The sequence below is a fragment of the Kribbella sp. genome, from assembly GCF_035655035.1.
Classification (GTDB): Bacteria; Actinomycetota; Actinomycetes; order Propionibacteriales; family Kribbellaceae; genus Kribbella.
The window spans coordinates 1-1,628 of record NZ_DASRVN010000306.1 but is presented as its reverse complement, the minus strand read 5'-3'; the positions used below and the strand labels follow the sequence as shown (position 1 = coordinate 1,628).

2 protein-coding genes are annotated in these 1,628 nt (G+C 72.2%); both read left to right on the top strand.

Annotated features, from left to right (window positions below):
- A partial coding sequence (locus tag VFF46_RS17705) for a zinc-binding dehydrogenase (RefSeq protein WP_325038236.1) occupies window positions 1-277 on the top strand: 277 nt, incomplete at its 5' end.
- An 88-nt stretch (window positions 278-365) separates the two neighbouring features.
- On the top strand, window positions 366-1,628 hold a 1,263-nt coding region (locus VFF46_RS17700; protein ID WP_325038235.1), incomplete at its 3' end, for a DivIVA domain-containing protein.

The following is a 1,628-nucleotide window of genomic DNA, read 5'->3' as shown; positions in this document are numbered from 1 at the left end:
GTGGATGAACCTGAAACGGATCATCGGCTCTCATTTCGCCAACTACCGGGAGGCCTGGGAGGCGAACCGGCTGATCGCGCGCGGCATGGTGCACCCGACCGTCAGCAAGGTCTACCCGCTGGAGGACACCGCCCAGGCGGCGTACGACGTGCACCGCAACCTGCACCAGGGCAAGGTCGGTGTCCTCACCCTCGCCCCCACCGAAGGCCTCGGCGTCCGCGACCCCGAACTGCGCGCCGAACACCTCGACCAGATCAATCGCTTCCGCGACAGGTAGTGCGTGCGTGCGTTTAGGCGTTTGAACGGGTTTCTGACAGGCTTATCGTGGGGAATTCACGCTGAGCCGCCAGAAGGGAAACTCGGGAATGCCTGACGAGTCGAGCCTGCCGTTCTTCGACCGCACGGCGACCGCGGCCGGGGGATTCCCGGTCAGTCGCCGAGGGTACGACAAGCAGGCCGTGGACGATTACGTCCGCGCCCTGGAGATGCAGCTCGTCGAGGCGCGCCATCGGGCCGAGCAGCTGCAGCAGAGCGTCGCGCCGCTGCAGCACCAGCTCGAGGAGACCCGCCGGCAGCTCGAGGCCAGCGCGAACCCGTCGTACGCCGGACTCGGCGACCGGGCCGCGCAGATCCTCCGGCTCGCCCAGGACCAGGCGGCCGAGGCGCTCGAGGAGGCCAAGCGGGAGGCCGACGACCTGCTGACCAACGCCCGCAAGGAGGCCGCCGCGGCCCGGGCCACCGGTGACCGCGAGGCCGAGGACATCCGTACGGTCGCGCTGAACGAGGCGGACAGCATGCGGCGTACCGCCGAGGGCGACGCGGCCGAGCTGCGGCGTACGGCGGAGACCGAGGCCGCCGAGGTACTGCAGGCGGCGCGGCGGAAGGCCGAGCAGCTGCAGCTGACCGCCGAGTCGCAGGCGAGCACACTGAAGAACGGCGCGCTGCACGAGGCGGAGAAGATCCGTACGGCGATCCAGCGTGAGTCGGCGGCGCTGCGCGCGCGGCTGGCGGACGAGCGGGAGCAGCAGGCCAAGGAGCTGGCCGACAAGCACCAGCAGATCGCGGCCGACACCGACAGCCTGACCACCCAGATGAAGGAGGCCGCCGAGGCGTCCGAGCGCCGGGTGGCCGAGGCGACCGAGCAGGCCCGCAAGATCCGCGCCGAGGCGGAGCAGTCGGCCGAGCGGACGCTCGCGCGCGCCCGCCGGGAGGCCGAGCAGCTGCTGACCACGGCCCGGACGCGGTCCGACGCCGAGCTGGCGAACGCGGCGGACGAGGCCGAACGCTCCCGGACCGTCGTCGCCCGCGAGACCGAGCGGCTGGCGAAGCGCCGGGACGGGATCCTGACTCAGATCGCCGGGCTGAACGAGATCGCCAGCAACATCGCGCGCCAGGCCGCGGAGCTCGACTCCGAGACGGCCGCGGCACCGTACGTGAACCCGTTCGGCCGCTCCGAGTCCGCCCGGACTGCGCCGTCGGGCGCCCCGGGGACGGGCGTCGGCAGCCCGTTCGCCCCGGAACCGGCAACCGACAAGCCGTCGGCCCCGTTCGGCGCCGAGGACGCTTTCGGCTCCGACGGGCCGGGGAGCTCGTCCACCGGTTCAACCGGCAAGACGACGGGCGGCTCC